Below are 25465 nucleotides of genomic sequence, written 5' to 3' on the forward strand. Positions count from 1 at the left end.
GGAGCAATCATGTGCAGGCATTCACAGAAAAAGTTATAAAAATCATTAAAAACATCCCAAGAGGAAAAGTCATGACATACGGGCAAATCGCAAGGCTGGCCGGGAGCCCCCGAGGAGCTAGACAGGTGGTCCGGATCCTTCATACCCAAAGTGAAAAGCATCAGCTTCCGTGGCATCGGGTTGTGAATGGGAAAGGGGAAATTGGGTTTAAAGACGGAGATTTGCATGACATTCAGAGAGAACTATTAGAAAATGAGGGGATACATTTTAATATAAATAAAAGACTTGATTTGCAGGAATTTGCCCACGAATCCTCACAGCAAAAATAAAGAAGCGTGCATTCAATTAGAAGTCACGCTTCTTTATGATCATAAATACCTATTTTGTCTTTGATGCATATTCCTCAATCATCTCAATTGTTACATACTTTCTAGCAGGTATAATTCCCTGTTTAGAAAGTTCATTGATTTCAGCAGTTACTTCATTTATCTTATCCGCAGAAAAAGGAAGTCCTCGCCTGCATAGATCCAATGCTTGCTCAATATAGTATTCGCGCTGCTGTTCCAGGGCAGCAAATTTCGTTATAATCTTATTCTGCTTTCCTACATGTTCTGAAATTGCTTTATGTACACTCATACTTTCCACCCCTTAAAAAATTCACCTGCTTTTATCATACCATTTTCTAATACCATTTTAAGAATAAATCTTCTTAGTAGCATAATATTTATTTTAGAAAAAATTAGAAATAATAGCCAGTCCTCATAACTTCTGCAGTGGAGAATAAAATAGTTAAGTAAATTAAAAATTGATTCTTTTTCCTCATTATGGAAATAAAGGAAACACACCTTTCTAAGGAGAAAAGGTTAAGAAACAAAAATGGAAGGTGGTTTAATACATATGAAAAAGAGTGTAAAAATAAATATCAGTTTATTGCTGGTATTTATGCTGGCACTTGTTCCTTTTGCTCAGCCTGAATCGCCTCAAGTCCAAGCAACGGAAGAAGGCAGCGAACTTGTACAGCAGTTAAACCAAATGCTTAATAATGATCCAATTCTTCAGGGGGGGCTTGCAGGAGTCAGTATCCGCAATGCAGAAACAGGCGAGCTGGTATACGACCATATCGGGGATATACGTTTAAGACCGGCTTCTAATATGAAGCTTCTGACAGCAGCAGCGGCTCTAGAAACATTGGGAGAAAATTATCAGTTCACAACAGAACTTCTTCATACAGGTTCAATAAAGGGAAAGACACTTCAAGGTGACTTGATCTTAAAAGGAAAAGGAGACCCAACCCTTTTAAAGAAGGATTTTGATTCATTTGCCGTTAAAGTAAAAGAAGCAGGCATTAAAGTTATTCATGGCAGCCTGATCGGTGATGACACGTGGTATGATGATATACGCTATTCCACCGATCTATCATGGAGCGATGAATCATGGTATTATGGCGGACAAGTTTCGGCACTTACAGCCTCCCCCAACGAGGACTATGACGCAGGCACAGTAATTGTAGAGGTTTATCCCGGAGAAAAAGCCGGGCAGGAACCGATTGTAAAAATGGAGCCGGAAACAGATTACATAAAGATCGTCAATAAGGCTAAAACCGTCTCTAAAGACGAAAAGAAGGATATCCATATTGAAAGAGATCACGGTACGAACACAGTTACAATTGAAGGAGAAATTCCAGTTGAAGGCAGCCGTTCAAGGGAATGGATCGCTGTATGGGAGCCTACTGGCTACGCATTGGATCTATTGAAGCGCTCTCTCGCTGAACAAGGCATTAAAATCAAAGGGAAAACAGAAGCTGGCACTGCTCCAGAAGGCGCAAAACTATTTGCTGAGCATAAATCCATGCCTATCAAAGATTTGCTCATACCATTTATGAAATTAAGCAATAACGGCCATGCGGAAACATTAATCAAGGAAATGGGCAAAGCTGTAAAAGGAGAAGGCAGCTGGGAAAAAGGGCTCGAGGTATTAGAAGAACAAGCTGAAGCCCTTGGAATGAATAAGGAAACCCTCGTGCTCCGGGACGGTTCCGGAATCTCACATGTAAACTTAATTCCGGCAAATGAAATCTCAAAACTTCTTTTCGAAGTCCAGGACGAAGAATGGTTCAGCTCCTATTTGAACTCATTGCCGATTGCCGGCAATACAGACCGGATGGTGGGGGGAACTCTTAGAAATCGCATGAAAAACACCAATGCCGACGGAAATGTCAAAGCAAAAACAGGTTCCATCTCAACAGTCAGTTCATTATCAGGATATGTTAAGACGGCCAGCGGGGAAGAACTTATCTTTTCTGTTATTCTGAATAACTTAACTGATGGCGGTCAAGGTAAGGTTATAGAAGACAAAATTGCCACGTTATTAGCCGATCAATAAACAGTATAGAAAAGCTGAAGCCGTCCGCCTACCGGCTTATGACCTCAAGCTTTTAAGAGCCCGAAACTAGACACGCTTAGACCCGGGAGCCGAGACAATTATCTAACTTCAGAATTTGCACATTCTTAACTATTAAGAAAAAGGGCAGGTTACCATTTCGCCGGTTTACCTGCCCTTTTTCTGTCTTATTCTGCTTTTGCTGCCTGTATCTGCAGGTCAATTTTCACTTTATCTCCAACAAGTACTCCGCCTGTTTCTAGGGCTGAATTCCAGGTTAAGCCATAATCGCTTCGTTTGATTGCTCCAGCAGCAGTAAAGCCGACTTTTTCATTACCCCATGGATCTTTGCCTGATCCTTCATATGTCACAGTGAAGGTTTCTGTTTTTGTTGCACCATGAATTGTAAGATCGCCGGTAACATCATATTCATCATCACCCTTGCTTACAATGCTTGTTGATTTAAAGGTCATTTTCGGGTGGTTCTCAACATCAAAGAAGTCCGCAGAACGCAGGTGGTTGTCACGATCTTCATTGCGTGTATCAACACTTGAAAGTGAAACATTGAATGTAATATCAGCAGTTGTTAAATCTGCAGGATCTGCAGTTATTTCTGCATCAAAGCTATTAAAGCTGCCTTTCACGTTTGCGATCATCATATGCTTGATAGAAAAATCCACACTGCTGTGCGCAGGATCAACTGCCCATTTTGTTTTAGCCATATTTTTCTCCTCCAATAGTTCGAATTCATTTGTTTTGAATTCAAGATATTTTAATTCTAGATAAATTATATGCCGGTTTAAGTTTTATGTCAATGATATTTTTTCAAAAGATGGTAAAATGAAGACTACTTAAATTATCAATATCATACATAACCTAAGTCATAATCATTACATTACGGTTTAGTGATGTTTAAAGGGGAACGAACCATGAATCAGCTTGAACAGATTTACAATAATGCTGCAGAGCATACAAAAATAAAAATCCTGGAGGATGCCGACCGCTATCTGGGCAGTAAAGAGTCGATGCCCTCCTATAAGGAATATCTTTCTGAAAGATTTCATTATATCGATCAAATCTGGGTAAATGTATGGCTGAATAAAATCACTGCCAAAATATCCAAGCATGAAAAAAAGAAATATCTAAGTGAAAAAGGGTACGACACCGAAAATGTTGACAGGAAAATAATCAATCACTTATTCCGGACTGAAATGAGGGATTATCAGCCTTTTAACAGTTTGGACTGGCTTAATGACCTCTTTGAAAACAATAATGAAGCATGGGCTGGGCGCTATGAGAATGCACGGGCTCATTATCTGCATAAAGCAGAAGAGGAGCTGCTTCAGCGAAAGAAGTATCGAATCCGCGAAGATATTGAAAAGAATATTGATGAAATTATTGAAAGAGATTATAGCCTTCTTTATCTTCATGTCAGACATATGGCTTCAAAGCAGCTGGTTTCCGATTTTAGAAACAAGATAAGATATCAAAAAGCGGATACCTTTGCTCTGGAGGAAAAGCTTGAAGAGACAGGCAGCTTTGATGCAGGTGATTATACTGTAATGGGGGAATTCCTTGATGAGCTGACAGGAAATATCCATAAAGCATTGTATGGAGGTAAAGGTTACTTTGAATATGAAGCCTATTACTATGTCTATAAGAACCATATATCAGGATATCTGTCCGATTCTCTGCAATCGCTCGTCCTGCAGAACCTTCCGCATCATTTATTCGAGGAATATGAAGACGCTTATCAGAAACCGCTGACCGGTAAGTCGGTGAAGAAGTTAATGGCCCATACCCTTCAGGATCTTGATGAAAGCTTTTTTGAAAGCATTCAGGAGGAATATATTGAAGATCTGCTGAGGCTTGCGGATATACCGTTTGACCCTGAAGTCCATAAAGATCTGCTCGAGAAGGATATTGCTGACAGAGAAAGAAAAATAGCAGAAGAATTGGCTGAGCAGCAGCGGAAGAAAGAAGAAGAGGAACGCATGCTCGAATATATATTCGGGCAGGAATACAGCCCCTCTGTGGAACGGGCCAAAAGGTATGTACTTCATATTGGTGAAACCAATACAGGGAAAACACATCATGCCCTTGAAGGAATGAAATCAGCCCAAAGCGGCATGTATCTGGCACCTTTAAGGCTGTTGGCACTGGAAGTATATGATAAACTGAACCGCGAAGGTATACCCTGTTCTTTGAAAACCGGTGAAGAGGAAAAGGCAGTTGCCGGTTCTGAGCATCTTTCCAGCACGGTTGAAATGTTCTACGAAAAGGACTATTACGACGTCATTGTCATTGATGAAGCCCAAATGATCACGGATAAGGACAGAGGCTTCTCTTGGTATAAAGCCATTACCAAGGCAAATGCAAATGAAGTCCATATCATTGGCAGCCGCAGCGCTAAAAGCATGATGCTCCAGCTTCTTGGCGAAGCAGATATTGAATTGAATGAATACAGCCGGGATATACCTCTTGAAGTCGAAGCAAAGGAATTCAAATTCAGTCATGTACGAAAAGGCGATGCACTCATCTGTTTTTCAAGAAAGAGAGTGCTTGAAACTGCCTCAAGGCTTCAGCAGGAAGGGCACTCAGTAAGCATGATTTATGGAGCGATGCCTCCTGAAACCAGAAAAAAACAAGTCCAGCGTTTTACAAAGGGAGAAACTTCCGTCATCGTATCCACTGATGCCATTGGGATGGGACTCAACCTGCCTATCCGGAGAATTGTTTTTTTGGAAAATGATAAGTTTGACGGAACGAAAAGGAGAACCCTTACTTCACAGGAGGTTAAGCAAATTGCTGGAAGGGCAGGGCGAAAAGGGCTTTATAACATTGGAAAAGTTGCTTTTACAAAAGATATCAAAAGAATGAAGGCCTTGCTTGAAATGGAGGATGCCCCGGTCCACAGCTTTGCCATAGCCCCAACAAATACAGTATTTGAAAGATTCCAAAGGTATTACCGCGATCTCGGATCATTCTTTGAGCTTTGGGATAAGTTTGAGAGCCCCAGAGGAACCAAAAAAGCGGCATTAACAGAGGAGAGAGACCTATATGAAAGGATACGCGGAACAGAAATTGAAGCAAAGCTTGGACTAATGGACCTGTATGGTTTTCTCCATCTGCCATTCTCAAAAAAAGAACATGATCTTGTCCGTCAATGGGAAGAGACCATGTATGCCATTATTGATGGCGAGGAGCTTCCAGAGCCCAGAATTAAGAACCGTAATCTGGAAGAGCTGGAATTGACTTATAAAGCAATAGGCCTGCATTTGCTGTTCCTGTATCGTCTTGAGCAGAGAACAGAAGCGTTATATTGGGAAAGATTAAGGGAAGAAATCAGCGATCATGTTCACGAAAGACTAAAAACCGATATAAAAGAGCTCTCAAGAAAATGCAGAAAGTGCGGCAAAAAACTGCCCTGGGAACACGAATATCAAATCTGTGATGAATGTCATTCTTCACGTTCAAGGAGAAGATATAATTATTATAGAAGGTAATGAATGGATGGGATCAGGATGTTATTTGGCTGTCACGTAAGCATAAGGGAAGGATATTTAGGAGCTGCAAAAGCTGCAAAGGCCATGAATGCTTCTGCCTTTCAGTACTTTCCGAAGAATCCAAGAAGCTTGAGTGTAAAGGATTTTAATCGGGAGGATGCAGCTCTTTGCAGGGCGTTTTGCAAAGAGCATGAAATCTTTTCGATTGCACATACTCCATATCCAACCAGCCTCACACCGCAGCCGGAGAAGCAAGAGCTGACGATTAAGTCTTTGCTGAATGATCTGGAAATTGCCAGTGCCTGTGGCTCGGCAGGAGTGGTTGTACATTTCGGAAACCCAATCAACAAAAAGGATCCGCTTGCAGGATATCATTTAATGATCGAGATGCTTAATCAAATCCTCTCTCACTGGGAAGACCCTTGCTTGATCCTGCTTGAAAACACTGCTGGCCACCCCGGGTCAATGGGTACAACGATGGAGGAGCTTGTTCAGGTTCGGAGCCTGTGTGAACACCGGGATCAGATTGGTTTTTGTCTGGATACTTGCCATGCCTTTGCCAGCAATCTCTGGAATGGAGAAAATCTAAATGATTTTCTTAAAAAAGGGGAAGAGTTGGGCTATTTCAATCATCTTAAAGCCATTCACTTAAATAACTCCAAATATCCTGCAGGCTCAGGTAAAGACAGACATGCCAATATATTTAACAAAGGTCATATTACTGCGAAACAATTTGATCAGGTTGTCAATACCGAACCATTTCAAAGATTGCCATTAATTCTGGAAACACCTTCTGGTGAAGGAATTGAACATCATGAAGAAGTTGAACTTCTAATTAAAAGATGGGGAAAACAGCCATGACTAAAAAAGCCTGCTATTATACAGCAGGCTTTTTAGTCGTGTCAATTAAGGCTTTAATACTACCTTGATGCAGTCGTCCTCATGTCCATTGAAAATTTTGTAGCCATGGCTCGCCTCTTCCAGGTTAATCTTATGAGTAATAATGTCTTTCGGATCAAATTCTTTATTAACAATTTTCTCATAGAGCATTGGCAAAAATGGTATGACAGGTGCCTGTCCCATCTTAAGTGTAATGTTTCTGGTGAAGAAGGCACCGAGAGGGAACATATTATAGTTTGCTCCATAGACACCGGTTATTTGGACTGTTCCTGTTTTTCTTACAGCCTTTGTCGCAATTTGAATGGGACCAAGAGTGCCGCCTTGAAGCTTTAATTTTTGCTCTATAAACTCAAGGGGCGACTTTTTCCCGTCCATGCCTACACAATCGATTATTACATCAGCGCCTCCATGGGTAATTTCCTTTAAATGCTCCCCCATATCAGGATATTTGGTGAACTCGAAGACTTCCACTTTGTTTGCTGCCTTTGCGTGATTGATCCGATAATCAAGGTAATCAACTGCAATAACACGCTCCGCGCCTTCCATCCATGCAAACTTCTGCGCCATTAACCCAACAGGGCCACAGCCAAGGACAATTACTGTATCACCCTTTTTAACACCGGCGTTAACAACACTCCAATAGGCAGTCGGAAGTACATCTGACAAAAATAATAGAGATTCATCTTCCAATTCACAGGATTCAGGAACCAGAAACGGCGTATAATTGCCAAAAGGGACTTTTAAATATTCCGCCTGCCCGCCTGGATGATTTCCGAATTTCTCTGTGTATCCAAAGTATCCCCCTGAATCATAATGGGGGTTGGAATTATCACATTGGCTGGTTTGATTCTGCTGACAATAAATGCACTGGCCGCAGGATACATTGAAAGGGATTACGACTCTGTCCCCTTTCTTTACTTTTGTTACATCCGGTCCTGTTTCCTCCACAATGCCCATTGGTTCATGGCCAATAATATAACCCTCTGGAAGAGGCATGTTGCCCTGATATAAATGCAGGTCAGAACCGCAGATCGCTGTGGATGTAATTTTAACGATAATATCATCTTTCTTTTCTAGCTTAGGGTCATCCACATTGGTAACAGCTACACGATTAGGGCCCTGATAGGTGACCGCCTTCATATTCAACACTCCATTAATTAAGATTTTTTAGCAGTATAAAATATCAATAAAACGATAAAGAAAATTTGGTTTGTTATACTTTTTAAAGATTCATCTTATACAAAGAGGCCATAATATAAGTTTCACTCATCAGCATTTTATTATTCGTTTTACATTTTAAAATGGCCGCAGTCTTAGGAAACAAGCACATTTGAAAGAGGGGATAAACCTTGAAAATAAGCATTTTGGATCAGGCTCCCATTTCATCGGGATATTCACCCAAAGAAGCATTGGAAGCCTCTGTACAGCTGGCACAGTCAGCAGAGAGGCTGGGCTACACAAGATATTGGATTGCAGAACATCATGATTTATCAGGCTTTGCCTGTTCAGCTCCTGAAATCATGTTGAGCTATATCGGTGCTAAAACAAAAAATATACGGATTGGTGCAGGTGCCATATTGCTGCCGCATTATAAACCATACAAAATTGCGGAGTCGTTCAATATGCTTGCTACATTATTTCCTAACAGAGTGGATCTGGGAATCGGAAGGGCACCAGGAGGATCAGCAGAAGCGTCTATGGCACTTTCCGATAATTTCTTGGAAGGTGTCCGCAAAATGCCGGATAAGGTGATGGAACTTCTTCAATTTTTATATAATCATTTTCCTGAGGATCACATGTTTGCTAAAATATCCGCTTCACCTCTACCTGCAATTAGCCCGGAACCATGGTTATTGGGAACAAGCAGGAAAAGTGCTTTAATGGCTGCTGAGTCTGGAACTGCTTATGCATTTGGCCAATTCATGAGTGAAAAAGATGGGGACGACATCATAAAACAATATAGGGAAAACTTCATTGAAAGGGGAATTATACAGAAACCAAAAGTCATTTTAACAGTCTCTGCTATATGCGCTGACTCAACACAGGAAGCTAAGGAGCTGGCACTCAGCAGTATGCTTTGGAAGATAAGAGCAGAAAGCAGGGTACGCAATGAGGGGATTCCTTCGATTGAAGAAGCAAAACACTATTTCCGCAGCCTGGATGTGGAGCCATTTAACAATAGAAACCGCGTTATTATTGGAAATCCGAAAGAAGTCTCCGAGCAGCTGAAAGATATGAAGCAGCGGTACCAAGCAGATGAGATTATGATTGTTACCATTGTTCACCGTTATGAGGACCGTTTGCGTTCATATGAATTGATCGCCAAAGAATTGATCAAATAAATATAAAATTAATGAATCTTGCCCTATAAATTTGAATACATATTCATGGAAACCAACTATGAAATTTTTCAAAAGGGGCGGTAAAAATGGCAAGCTGCACACATCAGGCAGAAGTGAACGTTCCAATAACGGCAATATGGAATTTTGTCAGTAATATTGGAAACTGGGCTCCCTTAGTACCCGGTTATATTACACATGAGGTACTAAGTGAAAAAGAGTCTACCTGGAGCTTTAAAAGCGATATGGGGATCATTAAGAAAAAAATCGAATTGAAGGTGGATATAACAAGCTGGCAGGAACCAACCAAGGTAACCTTTCAATTAACAGGGCTTAATGAGAAATTTACCGGCGATGGGTATTTTCTTGCTTCCAAAGGAAGGAATAATACTAACTTGATGACAGGCGCTCTTCAAATTACCGCTGAGGGTATGATGGCTAAAGTGGCCAATTCATTGCTTAATACATCTCTTCCGGAAATTACTGCTGAGCTTACAGAAGCTGTTGCTTTGAAGCTGGAACAGAATTATAAAGAGCATGCAGGCGTATAGTTTTAAGTGCAATGCAAAGAACTCATTAACTTGAGTTCTTTTTTCCTTATTTCGTATATCGATTGGCATAGCTGGATGCAACGAATGCTTCCGGCTTAATTTTTGGCTCGAGACCGATCGATTCTATTCTCGATACCATTTCACTTACAAATTCCCTGGTCTTATTCCTTTTCCCAGAACCGATATCCATATGTCCTTCCATGGAGAAGGAACCGCCTTTATAAAGAAATGGAAGTACGATATCAAACATTTTATCTTTGCATTCCTCAGTAAATAAAGAGACGACTTCTTCCGTCAGCGAGGTTTCAAATGAGATTCTCTCATGCAGATGCACCATTTTCCTTGGAATGATGGTTTTCCTAATACATGCCCAGGCGCCCTTCCGTTCATTTTGAATAACTATTCCGGTTATGAACACTGTTCGATTGCAATGAACCTGTGAATCAGTCCCAATCATTAAACGGAAGTTCCCATCAGGATTTCGCCTCATAAAAAGTAAAATACGATCGAATACCTGCTCAAACGTCAAATTGCGCTCCTGGAGATTTTGAAATTTATATTCAGCACTCACTTATTATCACCACATTAAGTAATTTGTCTGGGAGTAACACTCTTCCACAACCTTTAACTTAAGATGTTAGACTTTTACTACCATTATATTGAGAGGCTCCGAACAAGTTGTTTATTTTTTGAAAAAATTATACTTAGCATTGTTTAAAGGCTGGATGAATGGGAATGCGCAGATTGATAAAAACTATGGGCAAAGGAGGATCACATATGAATAAAACATTAATTTTTGTACTTAAATTTGTATCAAGCATGATTGCTTTTGCCATAGCACTTGATTTATTTTTCGATGCAGCATTTGCCGATATTGTTTCTTTCAGCCTGCTGGTAACGGTTATGTCATATATGCTTGGTGATCGGATTATTCTCCCCCGCCTGGGAAACCGGAATGCCCTCATTGCTGACTTTTTCCTGGTTTATGCATCTGTATGGGTTTTTGGGAGTGTATTGCTTAACAGTTACTTGCAAATAGCGTGGGGAAGTGTCATTGCAGCAGGAATTATCACTCTTTCCGAAGTCTTTGTGCACCGCTATCTGCAGAAAGGGGCCGATGTCAGCCAGGAGGAAAATCGCAAAGAAGCGGCCTTGAATCCGCGTCTGGCGTATGGAATGGAAATGGCCGAAGAAAAAGAGCCAACAAGGGACTGGGATTGACTGAATAATAAGCAACTAAACCCAATGCAGACTTATCCGTCGGTATTGGGTTTTTTAAAACAGAATAAGAATACCTTGCTATTTTGCCATCAAACATCCAATATTAATAAGGGTGAAATTTCTTTAAAACTTCACCTGAGCCTCTAATAAAGAAAGTGAAGAAAGCAGGGAATTATTTGCAGGATTTTTTAACACTGGGTATTTCAAAAAAACTAACAAATATATTGCTGAGCCATGGCATTGGAAAACCAACTCCTATTCAGGAGCAGGCAATACCCGCCGTGATGGAGGGCAGGGATATTATTGCACAGGCACAGACTGGAACTGGCAAAACATTTGCCTTTATTCTGCCGATTCTTGAGAAGCTTGACCCGGATGCTGTCCATATTCAAGCTCTCATTGTGACACCGACAAGAGAATTAGCTCTGCAGATTACAGATGAAGTTCAAAAACTGACTGCAGGCGATGATGATTTAGAGGTATTAGCCGTTTATGGGGGCCAAGATGTGGACAAGCAGCTTAATAAGCTTAAGAAAAAGGTTCAAATTGTCGTTGGTACGCCTGGCCGGCTTCTCGATCATATTAAGAGGAAAACAATTGATTTATCACAAGCAGATTTTTTAGTATTGGATGAAGCCGATCAAATGCTCCATATTGGCTTTTTGGATGAAGTGGAAGATATTATTAAAGAAACACCAGGCAAAAGGCAGACCATGTTATTTTCTGCAACGATTCCAGCAGAGATCAGGAATCTGGCAAGGAAACATATGAAAGAACCAGAGTATATGCAAATCGAAAAAACACAAGGGCCAGCACAATCAGTCAAGCAAATCGCCATACATACGATCGACCGTGCCAAGCAGGCCACACTCATGCAATTAATTCAAACTCATAGACCTTATTTAGCCGTCATCTTTTGCCGGACCAAACGCAGGGTCAGCAAGCTTAATGACGTACTAAAATCAAATGGCTTCCAATGTGATGAGCTTCACGGAGATTTGTCTCAGTCCAAACGGGAACAAGTGATGAAACGATTCAGGGATGCCGAATTACAGCTATTAGTAGCAACTGATGTAGCAGCAAGGGGACTTGATGTGGAAGGTGTCACACATGTATTTAATTATGATATTCCACTGGATCCGGAAAGCTATGTTCACCGAATCGGAAGAACGGGAAGGGCTGGCATGAAGGGGATGGCAATCACTTTTTATTCATCCGCAGACAAACCGCTTCTTGAAGCAATTGAAAAAGGACTGAACATTACGATCTCCAAGCAGAACCTTGGCAATAGCCAGGAAAGGCAAAAGCCTTCCAGGTCATCAGAAAAAAACTCTCAAGTGCAAAAAATCCCAGCTTCATCCGGAAGAAAGAAAAATGATAATCGGGAAGATGCAGACAGAAAAAAGACTGAAGGCAAAACCTCCCCAGCAAAGGGCAGAAAAGGGCAAAGGAAAAACTCAAAACCATTGAATTCAGCTGGTCATGTAAACCGCAGTAAATCACCATCAAAAAAGAAGACTTCAGCGCCTAAATCTGTGAGTAATAGGTCAAAAAGACGCGGAAGGTAACCATAATTAAAGGAGTAGCGAAATGTTAAAAGAACGGATTGAAAACCATCTCAAGGAACCAGGAAACGAAATATACAAAGAAGAAAAAGAATTTGCTGAAAAGCATCAGCTATTATCAAATGCTGAATCTTTAATAGTCAAAAATCCTGAAACCCGCTTTGCAAATGCTTATATAGAGAGAGGAAACAAGGAAACAGAAGAAGTCCTCTCACAGGAGACACCCGAATTTCTAAACCAGCCTATTGATTATTTTGTGAAAAATATTAAAGAGTTTATGTACCTTGAGTCTGAATGGTTTGGGATTATTGGTGCAGACGCCATCTCTTTTGAATTCGATGATCTGTTCCGAACCTATGATGTCATGCTTGGACTTAAATTGCCTAAAAAGAAAGCAGAAACAATAAGGTCATATTTAAAAAGAACATTACAAGGTGATTCAGCAACATTTGACCTAATGTTTAACCAGCAAGATGGGTTATGGGAACTCAATTTTGCTTTGGATGACTTGGAGGGCTTTAAAGAAGACATGACCATAAACGATGCTTACATTCTAATTTACAGATATCTATTCTTACTGGCAGAAACGATTGAGGAAGTCAACTAAAAAAGCAGTTCAATCGAACTGCTTTCAGACTGTCGACAAACTCGATGAAAATCGTGCTTGTCTGCAGTCTTTTTTATTTTAAAATAGAAGTAATACAATGCTTGAGGTGATTTAAATGCTTTCAAAACATAATCCAATTCAACGGGATCAAATTGAAATGGTTGCTTTAGACGAACTTGTACCGGCGGACCATTTGGTCCGCAAAATTGAAGCGGCGATTAATTTCTCATTCATCTATGACTTGGTAAAAGATAAGTATTCAGAAAAAGGCCGCCCAAGTATTGACCCTGTAATATTAATTAAACTCACATTTATTCAATATACCTTCGGTATTCGCTCCATGCGTCAAACAATTGAAGAATTGAAAACGAATATGGCTTATCGATGGTTTTTAGGATATGGCTTTCACGATAAAGTTCCTCACTTCTCAACTTTCGGTAAAAATTATGAGCGCCGATTTAAAGACACCGATCTCTTTGAACAAATATTTTACCGAATCTTAAAAACCGCAGCTGAAAAGAATTTAATTAGTGCTGAACACGTTTTTGTAGATTCTACTCATGTAAAAGCGAGTGCAAATAAACGCAAATTTGAAAAGAAAGTTGTTCGAAAAGAAACCCGTGCTTATCAAGAACGCCTTCAAGAGGAGATTAACCAAGACCGCGAGGATCATGGAAAAAAGCCGTTTCCACCTGATAAGTTTGATAAAGAAGAATACAAAGAAATCAAGGAAAGTACAACAGATCCAGAGAGTGGCTACTATGTAAAAGATGAGCGTACAAAACAGTTCGCTTATTCTTTCCATGCGGCTGCAGACCGCAACGGCTTCGTGTTAGGCGCAATTGTAACCCCTGGTAACACGCATGATAGTCATATTTTAGAGCCATTGGTAGAACAAGTCATTGAGAAAGTTAGTAAACCAAAAGCTGTTGCGGCAGACGCAGCCTATAAAACACCTGCTATCACGAGCTACTTATTGAAAAACGACATCACACCTGCTTTACCTTACACACGACCTCGCACAAAAGAGGGTTTCTTCAGAAAACATGAGTATGTTTATGATGAGCATTTTGACTGTTACATTTGCCCAACTGGTGAGATATTAAAATATACTACAACTACAAAGGAAGGCTATCGTCAATATAAATCAGATCCTCGAATTTGTGCTGGATGCCCTTTCTTGTCTCAATGCACACAGAGTCAAGCACATCAAAAACTGATTCAACGTCATGTGTGGGAGGAACATGTGGAAGAAGCAGATCATCTTCGCCACCATCAAGACGTCAAACCGATCTATGAAAAACGCAAAGAAACAATTGAACGAGTATTCGCAGATGCAAAAGAAAAGCATGGCATGCGTTGGACAACCCTCAGGGGACTTAAAAAAATGTCGATGCAGGCGATGCTTACTTTCGCTGCCATGAATTTGAAGAAAATGGCCAACTGGACTTGGCAAGGTCCAGAAATGGCCTAAATGATAACCTCGGAGAGGTCTGCAATTCTCTGTAACTACTTGAAGTCCTACAAAAAATCAAAAAAAGAGTTCGGAATGAGACTATTCCGAACTCTTTTTGTCTACAAACTGAAAGCAGTTCAATCGAACTGCTTTTTTTTATTTATTTTTTTTACCATCCCATGGATATTTCTATTTAAAAATCTGCATGATAAAGATTGTTATTAAAAAAGGAGGAATCGAAATGGAAAATCAGCCTAACCAGATGCATCAAAATATGCATACAGGAAATATACCCCAGCAGCTCAACCATGGAGCACATGAAGTTCTTGATGTTCAAGAGGTTTTATCAGGTACAGTCGGCACCTTAAACACATACTCATTATTGCGGCAGCACGTACAAGATCAGGAACTGGCAGGTATAATGGACCGCCAATATCAATTTGTGCAAGAGGAATACAATACTACACTGGAATGCTTCCAGACAGGTAAAGATCCTTCTAAACCAACACAGAGCTATAAAATGAACCAGGATAATGATTTTATTTATGGCTTAAAGCCTTCTCAGCCAAAAAAGCCAATCCAATCTGTCTCCGAAATGAATGAAGAAACAGTTTCCGGCTGCCTTCTGGGAGCATTAAAATCGACCGCTTCCATGAAAACAATGGCTGCACTCGAAACAACAAATCCAGTTGTCCGGAGAGTACTGGCTGATTCTGTCCCAAATTGCATTGAGATGGCTTATGAACTTTCGATTTATCAAAACAAACATCATTATTACCAGGTACCTCAGTTTACACAGCAGGATATGCAGCAAATGTTAAATGCATATGCTCCTGCACAGGGGCAAATGCCAAATGCTGCTCAAGGGCAAATGCCAAATTCTAATATTCCTCATTAAAAGAGAGCCCCTTGGTAATATGCCAAGGGGCTCTTGCATTCTTTTGCATATGTGGTTATTTAAAGGTCTCATTCGATAATGGAGAGCCAGCAGCTGTATGCTGATTCATCCAATCAAGAGACACTCTGGAAACCGCCTGCCAATCCGGAATCTTATCTTTATATTTCTCAACCCAGCTCATTGCGAATTGGGAATCAATGCCTTTTTCCTCACATTGACTTAAGAAATCCAGTACGGCTGATTGATTGAATTGATCCCAGCCTCTGCATATATTCTGCCAAATCTGCTCAATTGAAGCTTGGATGGGTGAATCGATATCTGTTTTGCCGTGTTGATTCATACAAAACTCTCCTTTTAATTTAATATCAATTTCATGATGTCCTAAGGAATTAGAAGTCATGTGTAAGGCAAAATAATCCTATAAAATAAAAAAATTTTTAGGGAAACATAAAAATTATAGCCTGTTTATAGGATCTCATCTTAATTTTTTCTGCAAACCATGACATTTATCATGGTTTGGACATGACACTCATGTCTACAAAACCTTCTGAAAACCCTTTATCATAAAGTTAACGTCATGAAGAAGGGAATTAAAAAATGACTTCTAAACAAAAACAACTCAACTTAAAAAAACAAATGGCACCCTATGAAAAATCCGATTTAACACGCAGCATCATGCAGCTGGTCAATACTCTGGGACCTTTTTTCCTGCTATGGTTCCTTGCTTATAAGAGCCTGAGCTTTTCTTACCTGCTGACGCTTGGCATATCTGTCATTGCAGCTGGCTTCCTGGTCAGGATCTTCATCATTTTCCATGATTGCTGCCACCATTCCTTTTTCAAAAATCGCAAAGCAAACAAAATTGTTGGCACATTCACAGGGATACTTACCATTTTCCCTTATCACCAATGGCAGCATGACCACAATGTTCACCATGCAACAAGCGGTAATCTGGACAAGCGTGGTACAGGAGATATCTGGACACTGACAGTGAAAGAATACCAGGATGCGGCTTGGTCGACACGCGCAGCCTATCGCATCTACCGCAATCCGTTCGTCATGTTAGGTTTAGGCCCGATTTATGTATTTTTGTTAAAAAATCGATTTAACAGAAAAGGGGCAAGAAAGAATGAACGCATCAATACTTATCTTACAAACGCAGCCATCGCTGGTTTGTATGCGTTCATGTGCTGGGCCATCGGATGGGAAGCATTCCTGATGGTGCAGGGACCTATCTTTTTAATTTCCGGAGCAGCGGGGATTTGGCTTTTCTATGTACAGCATACATTTGAAGACTCCTATTTTGAAGAAGATGATAAGTGGGAGTATGTAAAAGCGGCAGTAGAAGGAAGCTCCTTTTACAAGCTTCCAAAAGTACTTCAGTGGCTAACCGGGAACATCGGGTTCCATCATATTCATCACTTAAGCCCGCGCGTGCCTAACTATAATCTCGAAAGCGCACATTATAATACAGCTGAGCTTCAGAATGTACCGACGATTACTTTTTCGACCAGTCTAAAGTCACTTCGATTCCGCTTATGGGATGAAGATGCCCAGGACTTCACTGGATATGGAGCAGCCAGGCAGTCTGCCCTCAGCAAAAAACAGAGCAGAGCGAAAACGGCATCTGTGAAGCCATAAACTAAGTCTATAATCTACTGAAGAACAGCTCCTTTGTGATATGATAACAAAGGAGCTGTTTCATTATTTTACGAATAAAAAAGAGGGTACCTCACATGTTTAAAAAGTATTTCACCACATTGAAAAGTTCAGGCATTTCTCCTTATATATGGAGTGTATTCAGCATTTTGCCGTTTTATTTCATCTTCAGGTCCACCTCTAAAATCGCCATAGCCGTAGGCATTATCCTGACCATTTTATTTTTTATATCATTGCGTTTTGCCTTTATATCGCGGAAGTGGCCTGTCTATCTATGGACTGGCATCTTAATCAGCATATCGATTACGATGACCATTCTGTTTTCGTTTATTTATTTTGCTTTTTATATTGCTTATTACAATGGCCATATCAAAAACAGGATTGCATTTTTAACGTTATATGTCATCCATCTTGTTGCAACCACCATCTCAATAAACATTAATTTTGTCACACAGAAGCCATTATTTCTCGAGCAGATACCTTTTATCATTATCATCTGGATCAGTGTGATTTTGCTTCCTTTTAACATTCACAATAAGAAAAAGCAGGAAATGCTTGAAGAACAGCTCGAAGATGCCAACAAAAGGATTGCGGAGCTTGTCAAACAGGAAGAAAGGCAGCGGATTGCCCGAGATCTTCATGATACACTCGGACAAAAATTGTCTCTGATCGGGTTAAAAAGCGATCTGGCCCGTAAGCTTATCAGCAAGGATCCTGACCAGGCAAAGGAAGAACTTATAGACGTTCAGCAAACGGCCAGAACAGCATTAAACGAAGTAAGAAAAATGGTTTCCCAGATGAGAGGAATCAGGCTGAAGGAAGAAATTATACTTGTTAAGCAAATCTTAAAGGCAGCCTCAATCGAATTCATCGGGGAAGAAGATATCAAATTAAAGAACGTGTCGCTATTCCTTGAGAATATTCTAAGCATGTGCATGAAAGAAGCTGTGACAAATGTAGTAAAACACAGTAATGCTACAGAATGCCGCATCAGCATTGAACAAACCTGGAATGAAGTTAGCATTACTGTCCAGGATAACGGGGTCGGCATGAATCCCGCAACAGATGTCGGCAAGGGGTCAGGACTGCTTGGATTAGGAGAGCGGCTCGACTTTGTCAATGGAAGTCTTGATATCGAATCTGAAAATGGAACAACGATTACAATGAAGGTGCCAACAGTCGTAAAAGAAACAAATAAGGAGGAAAAGGCATGATTAAAATCGTCATAGCTGAAGACCAGCGGATGGTGCTTGGTGCTTTAGGATCCCTGTTAAATCTCGAAGACGATATGGAGGTCATTGGCAAAGCATCGAATGGCAAGGAAGCCATATCTCTTGTCCAAACGCTCAAACCGGATGTATGCATCATGGATATTGAAATGCCGGAAAAGAGCGGCTTGGAGGCGGCGGAAGAATTGAAGGGCATAGGCTGCAAAGTTATTATTCTGACAACCTTTGCAAGGTCAGGGTATTTTCAGCGTGCCCTTAAGGCCGGTGTAAGGGGGTACTTATTAAAAGACAGCCCAAGTGAAGAGCTCGCCAGCTCAATCAGAAACGTCGTAGAAGGAAAGCGCATCTATGCACCTGAATTAATGGATGATGTATATGGAGAAGAAAACCCGCTGACCGACCGTGAAAAAGAGGTGCTTGAGCTGATTGCCGACGGCAAAAACACCAGAGAAATTGCCGACCAGCTCAGCATTAAAACAGGAACCGTCCGTAACTATATCTCTGCTATTCTAGACAAGCTCGAAGTTACGAACAGGATTGAAGCCATTACCCAGTCCAAAGAGAAGGGCTGGTTTAAATAAAAGTGTTTCTTGCATAAAAGGGCAGCAGCCAATTGGCTTAGCTGTCCTTTTTCATTTTCTTTAATTCTTCCATAACGACGAAGGCCAAATCATCATTTCCGAACATTGAGAGAACACCAAGCAATGTCTCATCAGGCACATCGCCCGCTTCTTCTTTTGGAACTGTCAGCTCCAGCGCTTCCTGCAGTGAATTATTTTTGCTTTGATCAGGATATGCCTTTAAATAGATTTCCTCGGGATCTAAATTGTGATTAATGCACCACTGGGCAAAAACGAGAATCATCATTTTTTCTTCGCCCTGATAGTTTTGAATAATTCTTTCTTCTAGCTCTTTGCTGTTCATCTTCATAAATCTCCTTATGTATTTATATATTGATTATAGATTTAAATCCATGATTTTTCATCTAAATTGCCATTTCTTTTGCAAATAGAATTTTCAGTAATTCGAATTAATTCTAAATTTATTGTTAATTCATATTGACAATTAAATAGGAGAATATCATAATATTAGAAAAACTTATAAAAACTTTAACAGATAACTGCACTACTGCCTTGAAGTAGAAAAGAGCGAATGGCAACCTTTTCAAAAACAGCATATGAGTCTTAATATAATGACTATAAGCAGCTGTTGAACATCCATATTGGTTGTTGCCGGGAAGCAAGCCCTTTCGTCCACGCTCGGAGGATGACTGGGCGTTTTTATTTATCCTCTATTAAGAGCAGCAGGAAAAGCAGGCATGAGGTTTTTAAATCATCTACAGATAGGGAGTTTTGACAATGAATGAATTTAAAATTGAAATCAATCGCACACCTGAGAAAAAACAAAAACCTGCATTTGATAACCTGGAGTTTGGCAAAAATTTTACCGATCATATGTTTGAAATGGATTATACTGCCGGCAGGGGATGGCATGATCCAAGAATTGTACCTTATCAGCCGCTTTCACTTGATCCCGCTGCAATGATTTTCCATTATGGGCAAAGTGTCTTCGAAGGGTTAAAAGCATATCTTACAATCGATAATGAGGTATTGCTGTTCAGGCCAGAAAAGAATATGGAGAGATTGAATAAATCCAACTCCAGATTATGCATTCCTGAAATTGATGAAGAGCTTGCTCTTTATGCCTTAAAAGAATTAATATCACTCGATCGTGACTGGATTCCCAATGTTGAAGGAACTTCACTGTACATCCGTCCATTTGTCATTTCAACTGAGCCATACCTTGGAGTGGCACCATCAAAGAAATACAAATTCATCATTATTCTTTCTCCAGTAGGCGCCTACTATAAGGAAGGCATCAACCCTGTTAAAATTGCTGTTCAAAACGAATATGTCCGTGCCGTAAAAGGGGGAACAGGCACCGCTAAAACCGGAGGAAACTATGCAGCGAGTCTGAAAGCACAGGAGCTTGCCAGCTTAACTGGATATTCACAGGTTCTATGGCTGGACGGAAAAGAAAATAAATATATTGAAGAAGTGGGAAGCATGAACATTTTCTTCAAAATTAACGGTGAAGTTGTAACACCTGAGCTTAATGGAAGCATCCTAGAAGGAATCACCAGAAACTCTGTACTCGAGTTGCTGAAATACTGGAATATCCCAGTGGCAGAGCGCAGAATCTCCATTGAAGAAATCTACCAGGCACATGCGGATGGACAGCTTGAAGAAGCATTTGGAACTGGCACTGCTGCTGTTATCTCTCCAATTGGCGAATTTTTCTGGGACAATAAGAAAATTGAAATCAGCGGCGGGATCACCGGCGAATTATCTAAGAAAATCTATGATACTTTGACAGGCATCCAAAAAGGAACCGCGCCAGACCCGTTTGGATGGAGTGTAAAAGTGGAAAAAAAAGAGGCAGCAGGCATTAAGTAATCCTCAATGCAGGCAAGGATCGGCACATAAAGCCGATCCTATTTTTATTTTAGGCATGAAAATCTGCTAAAACGGGAAAATATAGAAAGAACCTACTATAGAGAGGAGATAAAAAATGGACAAGATAGAAGTTGGAGAAGTATTTACAATCAGTGATGAAAATGATCAGGAAATGGAAGTGGAGGTCCTCGCTTCTGCAGAGGTGGATGGCCATCAATATGCTGCTGTCAGCTTCGTAGAAGATCTTGAAGAAGACACAGAAGAAGATATCGACGTGTTCTTCTTAAAACTGGATGAAGACGGCGACTTTACCCCCATTGAAAGCGACGAAGAATTTAACAAGATCTCTGCTGTATTCGAGGAAATGATAAACGAGGAATAGAAGAGAAGGAATCATTCCTTCTCTTTTTTTACATAGGAAGAGGCATTAGCTCCTAATCTTCAGATAACGTAATTTCCCCAATAGTAATGGGCAAATATCACAAAAGGAATGAAACAGCAGGTGATCCAATGAAAATATTATGCATCGATGGCGGTGGAATACGCGGTGTCTTTGCTGTCAGCATTTTAAAAGCTCTCGAAGAGGAACTGAATCTGCAAGCCGGCGACTATTTTGATATGATTGCTGGCACAAGCACCGGATCTATAATTGCCGCTTCACTGATCCTGAAGAAAGATATGAGCGAGGTCTTGAAAGGATACGAGTCATTCGGGAAAAAAATATTTGTAAAACAGGCAAAGGTTGGCCTCTTTAAAAGTGTATACAGTGATAAGTACCTGCGGCGTTTTATCCGCAAAGCTTTTGGTGAAACAGAGCTTTCCGATATTAAAAAGCCGCTTTTAATTCCTGCTGTCGATGTGACCCATGGCAAGCCATTTATCCACCGTTCCAATTACGGCAGTACTGGAAATGAAAGTTTATCAATGAAGCTTTGGGACGCAGTACTATCCTCCTGTTCAGCACCTGTATATTTCCCTCCTAATAACATCAGCAACAGTTATTTATCGATAGACGGAGGGCTTTGGGCGAATAATCCATCACTCGTCTGCATTACGGAGGCTATGCATCACTTCAAGGAGGAGCTGCAAAAAATAAAAATCCTTTCCCTTGGAACCGGTCTTCAAAAAATTGACTTTACGATTGACAATAATAAATACTGGGGTGTAAAACATTGGCTGCCTTTCCAGCTCCCGTCCATGAAAGTGACGCCGAAGCTTTTGGACCTGGCCCTTCATTTATCCTCCGAATCTGTTACCTACCATTGCAAGCATCTGCTCGGAGAAAATTACTTGCGCATAAATGAAGAACTGGGGGAAGAAATGCCATTTGATGAAATAAAGTTTGTGGAGGAATTGGTTATGCTTGGAGAGAAGGTCTATCAGGACCGGCGGGAGGAAATAAAAAAGTTTATACTATCGTGATTTGAAATAAGAAAAAAGAGCATGGGTGCTGCCCATGCTCTTTTTTCTTATTTGGTATTTTTCAAGGAATAATACTTCACGGGTTCTTCTGTATTTTGGAGAGCTTCAGCAATCGTTCCCATAAGGCTGTATGGTCCTTTGGCGTCATGGCCCACTTCCCAGATCATCATTCCGCCGAATCCGTGATTGAGAGCCAGGGCTGTTTTCTTTTTCATCGTTTTGGCACCATTATAGTAGTAGTCGGTGCCATTTAGGCTGATCTTATCCTTTTCTGCGTTTTCAGGGTTATCGTTTATGACTGCATTATATGATACCGGCTTAATAGCAGGATCTGCTGGCTGAGCATAAAGCGGAACCCCCAGAACCAGCTTATCTTTTGGAATACCCTGTGAATCAAATAATTGTCCCCAATAGTTTGCTATATTCTCTGTAAAGGAGTACGGAGAAAGATTGCGAGCATTGTAACCGCCATCCCACTGGCCATCATAAGCCATAATATTTACATAATCAACCTTCATGAACATAGAAGGCTCATATACGACATAGCCCGTCTCTGTCCCGGTTACACTATGAATTTTGGCATGGACCGCAACAGACAGCACTTTGCCGTTTGCATGAAGCATTTCGCTAAGCTTATGGATAAAGACTGCCAGGTATTTTGCATCCTCTTTAGAACGCGGATGCTCAAAATCAATGTCAATGCCATCAAGGTTTTCGTTTTGAGCCAGTCCCGCCAGTTCTTTTACCAGCCTATCTCTCGAGGATTCATCAGCTATGGCTTGTTTAAAATAATCATAAGATTCCCCGCCATTGATATGAAACCATCCCCCTACGGCAAGTATAGCCTTTACATCTTGCCGGTGTGCATTTCTTACCACACTTCTCAGATTTTTCAGGGCTGAATCACCATTTAAAGAAATGCTGCCGTCCTTCTCAGGATGAGCGAAAGAAAATAGGATATGTGTCAGATTTGAATAATCGATCGATTTTGGATCACGGTAATCCTGGATATAACCCATCAGCACTTTTTCGGGAATCTCCGAAAGCTCCGGGATTCCTTTTTTGACCAGAAGTTTGCTGGATTGTGAAACCGGCACAGACTGTTTTAAAGGCTGGCCTTGATCGGTGATGTTTGTATAGTAAATGCCTGCAGCAAAACCGCTGGAAAATATAAAAACAATCAATATCAGCATTTGGTGTATTCTTTTCACAAATAGTAAACCTCCATCATTCAATCCTTTAAAAGTGTATCAAAAAAGAGAACAAGGAGGGGGTGGTAATTTATTGCTTGCATTCCATTCTTAAATAAACCAATAAACTTTCAATAAAATATGATTCTCATCACATCCCAAACTTTTCCCCCATGGTACATTCCTTATAAGCAATTTATACAGCCTGGAAAAAGAGGAGGAAATGTACAGTGAGCGAATTGATTAATAACCGTGAACATCAGGACCATCACAGCAGTCCTGCTCAGGACAATAATGGCGAAACCGCTCTTCCCAAGCCGGAAGAACAGCCCGGACACCCCATACATACATTTATCCGGGAGAATAAGGCAATTGATAAGCATCTGAGGGAAAAGGTAAAAGTCCATCTCGAAGCGTTCATCCAGGAGGATAACGGGGAAAATGCATATAAACTATTGGAAGACTGCATCCTGCTGCTTGATCTTGATAAGCATTACAGCCGGAAGGAAAATCTGCTTTTCCCATACTTGGAGAAGTACGGAATCTATGGACCAACAAATAATATGTGGAGCATCGATGACTATATCAGGGATGGAATCAAGGATGCCAAAAACCTGCTCGAGGATTACGATGGGGACAAGCAAAAGGTCACCAATGCCGTGCGTTTCATTTTCAATGAAATAAGCGCTATGATTTACAGGGAGGAAAATATCCTTTTCCCTATGGCCTTAAAGAATCTTACAGAAGATGAATGGGTTAAGATTGCCCATGAGAGCGATGAGATTGGCTTCTGCCTGACCGGCCCGCAAGGAGAATGGAAGCCCGAACGCAAAGGGATTGCTGGGAAAGCAATATCAGAAGGCTATATCAAAATGGAAACTGGCATTTTATCATTGAAACAGCTGGAGCTATTATTCAATCATTTGCCTGTTGATATCACATTTATTGATCATGAAGACGTAGTCCGCTATTTCTCTCACGGAAAGGAAAGAATCTTTGCCAGAACCAAAGCCGTGATAGGGCGAACCGTGCAGAATTGCCATCCTCCCCGCAGTGTCCATGCTGTGGAAGAATTGCTGAAGGATCTTAAGGCAGGCCGAAAGGACTCTGAAGATTTCTGGATAAAATTTAAAGATAAATATGTTTATATCCGTTATTTTGCTGTAAGGGATGAAAACGGAAGCTATGCAGGAACCCTGGAATTCACACAGAATATCAATCCAATCCAGGAAATCGAGGGAGAAAAAAGAATTCTTTTATAATCATAAAAAAGCTAAGAGCGTCCACTCTTAGCTTTTTTTGATTTTTGAAGGATTATTAATCTTATATGTCACTGCTTCTTCTACAATGAATTCCTCGTCACAGTCTTTCCCTTTAGGCAGTTTCTTTTTAACAATTTTCCCATCAAATTCAAGGCTTTCCCCTGGCTTAAGTTCGAATTTCTTCAGCGTTTTTGAGTGGGAGCACCAGCCAAGTCCCACTTCAATCGGTTCATTCTCTTCAATGACAACATCTTCTAAGACGATGACTTCATCATTTTCTTCATTGAAATGGTTCCAGCTCAAGGCAAATTGTTTTACTTTAGCAGTAAAGTGGGCCTTTTCTGCTGGCAGTTCCAATGCAGGCTGTTTTTCCTTCTTGGCTTTTTTTGCTGAAGGCTTTGTCTTATTGCTGTTTTCAGACGGATTCTTAGTAACGTCTTCAGACTTCTCACTGTCTTTTTTAGGTGCTTCCTTTTCAGAAGGAGCAGAGAAACCAGCAGTCAATGCTTTTCCAAAGCTTGGCGACTGCATCTCTTTAAGATAAGCCGGGTGTATGCAGCTCAGATTTCCGTCCTGAAATTCGATTATGATTGTATAATAATCATCAGACTCACCGTATGCCTGATAACCTTTCACAGTTACAAGCCGCTGCTGTGATTTTTCTTTATACCAGAATTCCTTCTTAACTTCCCTTGTAGTTGATAAGCCCCATTCCCTGACTTTCTCTTCATAATGAGCATCATCCTGAAACGTTTCAAATTTCCCCACTGGAGGAAAATATACCGTATTGTTTGAGTCTTCAATATGAGGCAGAGTTATTGCCAA

Annotated in this window: 26 protein-coding genes; 18 read left to right on the forward strand and 8 right to left on the reverse strand. The window is 40.6% G+C overall.

Annotation, left to right across the window (positions count from 1 at the left end):
* The first annotated feature begins 11 nt into the window (after positions 1–11).
* A complete protein-coding gene (locus tag MKY20_RS17975; protein WP_251175500.1) occupies positions 12–329 on the forward strand; it encodes an MGMT family protein in 318 nt (105 codons plus the stop codon).
* A 49-nt stretch (positions 330–378) separates the two neighbouring features.
* Here the strand turns inward: MKY20_RS17975 and MKY20_RS17980 are convergent, their stop codons facing one another.
* Complete coding sequence (locus tag MKY20_RS17980) at positions 379–636, reverse strand: YpbS family protein (protein ID WP_009334613.1); 258 nt, start codon at positions 634–636, stop codon at positions 379–381.
* A 261-nt stretch (positions 637–897) separates the two neighbouring features.
* Between MKY20_RS17980 and dacB the strand changes: the two genes are divergently transcribed.
* The gene (gene dacB / locus MKY20_RS17985) at positions 898–2382 is read left to right on the forward strand and encodes a D-alanyl-D-alanine carboxypeptidase/D-alanyl-D-alanine endopeptidase (RefSeq protein ID WP_009334614.1); all 1485 of its coding nucleotides are present in this window, start codon (positions 898–900) and stop codon (positions 2380–2382) included.
* A 185-nt stretch (positions 2383–2567) separates the two neighbouring features.
* Here the strand turns inward: dacB and MKY20_RS17990 are convergent, their stop codons facing one another.
* On the reverse strand, positions 2568–3101 hold the full coding sequence (locus MKY20_RS17990) for a YceI family protein (protein ID WP_009334615.1): 534 nt from the start codon (positions 3099–3101) through the stop codon (positions 2568–2570).
* 207 nt (positions 3102–3308) lie between these two features.
* On the opposite strand from MKY20_RS17990, the gene MKY20_RS17995 reads away from it, so the two are divergent.
* Positions 3309–5885 (forward strand): DEAD/DEAH box helicase, encoded by a 2577-nt coding sequence (locus tag MKY20_RS17995; protein WP_251175501.1) that lies wholly within the window; start codon positions 3309–3311, stop codon positions 5883–5885.
* A gap of 3 nt (positions 5886–5888) precedes the next feature.
* Positions 5889–6746, forward strand: a complete 858-nt coding sequence (locus MKY20_RS18000; RefSeq protein ID WP_009334617.1) for a deoxyribonuclease IV — start codon at positions 5889–5891, stop codon at positions 6744–6746.
* A gap of 45 nt (positions 6747–6791) precedes the next feature.
* Here the strand turns inward: MKY20_RS18000 and MKY20_RS18005 are convergent, their stop codons facing one another.
* Entirely contained in the window at positions 6792–7925 is a 1134-nt protein-coding gene (locus MKY20_RS18005; protein WP_251267424.1) for a zinc-dependent alcohol dehydrogenase, read from the reverse strand.
* Positions 7926–8134: 209 nt separating this feature from the next.
* Between MKY20_RS18005 and MKY20_RS18010 the strand changes: the two genes are divergently transcribed.
* Both MKY20_RS18010 and MKY20_RS18015 read left to right on the forward strand, forming a co-directional pair.
* Positions 8135–9127 carry an LLM class flavin-dependent oxidoreductase gene (locus MKY20_RS18010; RefSeq protein WP_019379942.1) on the forward strand — a complete coding sequence of 331 codons (993 nt, stop codon included), beginning with the start codon at positions 8135–8137 and terminating at the stop codon, positions 9125–9127.
* Positions 9128–9213: 86 nt separating this feature from the next.
* The gene (locus tag MKY20_RS18015; protein WP_009334620.1) at positions 9214–9675 is read left to right on the forward strand and encodes a CoxG family protein; all 462 of its coding nucleotides are present in this window, start codon (positions 9214–9216) and stop codon (positions 9673–9675) included.
* A gap of 46 nt (positions 9676–9721) precedes the next feature.
* Here MKY20_RS18015 and MKY20_RS18020 read toward each other — a convergent pair whose 3' ends face one another.
* Positions 9722–10246: a ribonuclease H-like YkuK family protein gene (locus MKY20_RS18020; protein ID WP_009334621.1), complete on the reverse strand. Its 525-nt coding sequence runs from the start codon at positions 10244–10246 to the stop codon at positions 9722–9724.
* Between the two features lie 206 nt (positions 10247–10452).
* Between MKY20_RS18020 and MKY20_RS18025 the strand changes: the two genes are divergently transcribed.
* The 5 genes from MKY20_RS18025 to MKY20_RS18045 all read left to right on the forward strand — a co-directional run bounded on the left by MKY20_RS18025 (position 10453) and on the right by MKY20_RS18045 (position 15422).
* Positions 10453–10896, forward strand: coding sequence for a YndM family protein (locus MKY20_RS18025; protein ID WP_009334622.1), 444 nt, complete (start codon positions 10453–10455; stop codon positions 10894–10896).
* A gap of 176 nt (positions 10897–11072) precedes the next feature.
* A complete protein-coding gene (locus tag MKY20_RS18030) occupies positions 11073–12464 on the forward strand; it encodes a DEAD/DEAH box helicase (protein ID WP_009334623.1) in 1392 nt (463 codons plus the stop codon).
* Between the two features lie 22 nt (positions 12465–12486).
* A complete protein-coding gene (locus tag MKY20_RS18035; RefSeq protein WP_009334624.1) occupies positions 12487–13068 on the forward strand; it encodes a hypothetical protein in 582 nt (193 codons plus the stop codon).
* Positions 13069–13183: 115 nt separating this feature from the next.
* Positions 13184–14542: an IS1182 family transposase gene (locus MKY20_RS18040; protein ID WP_009336809.1), complete on the forward strand. Its 1359-nt coding sequence runs from the start codon at positions 13184–13186 to the stop codon at positions 14540–14542.
* 223 nt (positions 14543–14765) lie between these two features.
* Positions 14766–15422, forward strand: coding sequence for a spore coat protein (locus MKY20_RS18045; protein WP_019379943.1), 657 nt, complete (start codon positions 14766–14768; stop codon positions 15420–15422).
* 55 nt (positions 15423–15477) lie between these two features.
* Here MKY20_RS18045 and MKY20_RS18050 read toward each other — a convergent pair whose 3' ends face one another.
* Positions 15478–15762, reverse strand: coding sequence for a hypothetical protein (locus MKY20_RS18050; protein WP_009334626.1), 285 nt, complete (start codon positions 15760–15762; stop codon positions 15478–15480).
* A 257-nt stretch (positions 15763–16019) separates the two neighbouring features.
* Between MKY20_RS18050 and MKY20_RS18055 the strand changes: the two genes are divergently transcribed.
* The 3 genes from MKY20_RS18055 to MKY20_RS18065 all read left to right on the forward strand — a co-directional run bounded on the left by MKY20_RS18055 (position 16020) and on the right by MKY20_RS18065 (position 18891).
* Positions 16020–17063 carry a fatty acid desaturase gene (locus MKY20_RS18055; RefSeq protein ID WP_019379944.1) on the forward strand — a complete coding sequence of 348 codons (1044 nt, stop codon included), beginning with the start codon at positions 16020–16022 and terminating at the stop codon, positions 17061–17063.
* A 95-nt stretch (positions 17064–17158) separates the two neighbouring features.
* A complete protein-coding gene (locus MKY20_RS18060; protein WP_251157023.1) occupies positions 17159–18295 on the forward strand; it encodes a sensor histidine kinase in 1137 nt (378 codons plus the stop codon).
* Positions 18292–18891 (forward strand): response regulator transcription factor, encoded by a 600-nt coding sequence (locus MKY20_RS18065; RefSeq protein WP_009334629.1) that lies wholly within the window; start codon positions 18292–18294, stop codon positions 18889–18891. The genes MKY20_RS18060 and MKY20_RS18065 overlap by 4 nt, the downstream gene beginning before the upstream one ends.
* Before the next feature lie 37 nt (positions 18892–18928).
* Here the strand turns inward: MKY20_RS18065 and MKY20_RS18070 are convergent, their stop codons facing one another.
* Positions 18929–19234, reverse strand: a complete 306-nt coding sequence (locus MKY20_RS18070) for a hypothetical protein (protein ID WP_009334630.1) — start codon at positions 19232–19234, stop codon at positions 18929–18931.
* Between the two features lie 434 nt (positions 19235–19668).
* Between MKY20_RS18070 and MKY20_RS18075 the strand changes: the two genes are divergently transcribed.
* The 3 genes from MKY20_RS18075 to MKY20_RS18085 all read left to right on the forward strand — a co-directional run bounded on the left by MKY20_RS18075 (position 19669) and on the right by MKY20_RS18085 (position 22188).
* Positions 19669–20766 (forward strand): branched-chain amino acid aminotransferase, encoded by a 1098-nt coding sequence (locus tag MKY20_RS18075; protein ID WP_009334631.1) that lies wholly within the window; start codon positions 19669–19671, stop codon positions 20764–20766.
* 115 nt (positions 20767–20881) lie between these two features.
* Complete coding sequence (locus MKY20_RS18080) at positions 20882–21148, forward strand: DUF1292 domain-containing protein (protein WP_251175502.1); 267 nt, start codon at positions 20882–20884, stop codon at positions 21146–21148.
* Between the two features lie 128 nt (positions 21149–21276).
* Complete coding sequence (locus MKY20_RS18085) at positions 21277–22188, forward strand: CBASS cGAMP-activated phospholipase (RefSeq protein WP_034297065.1); 912 nt, start codon at positions 21277–21279, stop codon at positions 22186–22188.
* 47 nt (positions 22189–22235) lie between these two features.
* Here MKY20_RS18085 and MKY20_RS18090 read toward each other — a convergent pair whose 3' ends face one another.
* Positions 22236–23399, reverse strand: a complete 1164-nt coding sequence (locus MKY20_RS18090; protein ID WP_251175503.1) for a glycosyl hydrolase family 18 protein — start codon at positions 23397–23399, stop codon at positions 22236–22238.
* 209 nt (positions 23400–23608) lie between these two features.
* Here MKY20_RS18090 and MKY20_RS18095 point away from each other — a divergent pair, with 209 nt between their 5' ends.
* Positions 23609–24640 (forward strand): DUF438 domain-containing protein, encoded by a 1032-nt coding sequence (locus tag MKY20_RS18095; RefSeq protein ID WP_009334635.1) that lies wholly within the window; start codon positions 23609–23611, stop codon positions 24638–24640.
* A gap of 27 nt (positions 24641–24667) precedes the next feature.
* On the opposite strand, the gene MKY20_RS18100 is transcribed toward MKY20_RS18095, so the two are convergent.
* On the reverse strand, positions 24668–25465 hold the full coding sequence (locus tag MKY20_RS18100) for a hypothetical protein (RefSeq protein ID WP_019379952.1): 798 nt from the start codon (positions 25463–25465) through the stop codon (positions 24668–24670).

The organism is Cytobacillus sp. FSL W8-0315, from assembly GCF_038002905.1.
GTDB classification, from domain to species: Bacteria; Bacillota; Bacilli; order Bacillales; family Cytobacillaceae; genus Cytobacillus; species Cytobacillus pseudoceanisediminis.